This is a genomic window from Catenulispora rubra, assembly GCF_015356825.1.
Classification (GTDB): Bacteria; Actinomycetota; Actinomycetes; order Streptomycetales; family Catenulisporaceae; genus Catenulispora; species Catenulispora rubra.
This window is the reverse complement of record NZ_JAACYW010000709.1, coordinates 1-579: the sequence shown is the minus strand read 5'-3', so window position 1 is coordinate 579 and position 579 is coordinate 1. Positions and strand designations below refer to the sequence as shown.

Below are 579 nucleotides of genomic sequence, written 5' to 3'. Positions count from 1 at the left end.
GAGATACCCGGCCAGGTCGGTGCTGGAGTAGTTGTCGGCGGCGACGGTCGCCGCGCCGAAGGAGAGGCCGACGAACCCCGGGTTCAGCCGGTGGCCGGTCTGGTCGGGGTGGACGGTGATGGCCAGGCCCGCCGCTGCCGACGCGGCGGCTCCCGTAGCCGGGTCGGCCGAGGTGCCGGACGCCTGTGCCGTCCCAGCGCCGATCGAAGCCCCGCCGATCAGAGCCCCGCCGGTCAGGGCAGCGGCGACCACAGCGGTGCCGAGGGCCGTGGTGCGCCTACGCGTACTGATTCTCATGACACGGCAATGTCGTACGCGCATACGGCCGGCACAAGTAGTCGGCGGGTAAAAACTTCACAAGGGTGACTGGTGTTCACATGCATGAACACCTCGGCGCCGCTGCCGGGCTTCGCCCGCCCCGCTGTCCAACTGTGTCCTTCGCCACGTCACGGGGGCACTACGCGGAGTTGACGCGGCAGCGCGGCGTCGGGCAATGTCGCGAGCGAAGACACCCCGCGAGGAGGCCTTGGAGATGACACCGCCGGCTGCCGCCGGGGAGACCACAGCCCGTACCGGGAC

1 pseudogene is annotated in these 579 nt (G+C 70.5%); it reads right to left on the bottom strand.

Going from position 1 to position 579, the window contains the following annotated elements:
• Window positions 1-297, bottom strand: a pseudogene (locus GWK61_RS55075) (hypothetical protein); the annotation flags it as partial.
• Between the last annotated feature and the right edge of the window lie 282 nt (window positions 298-579).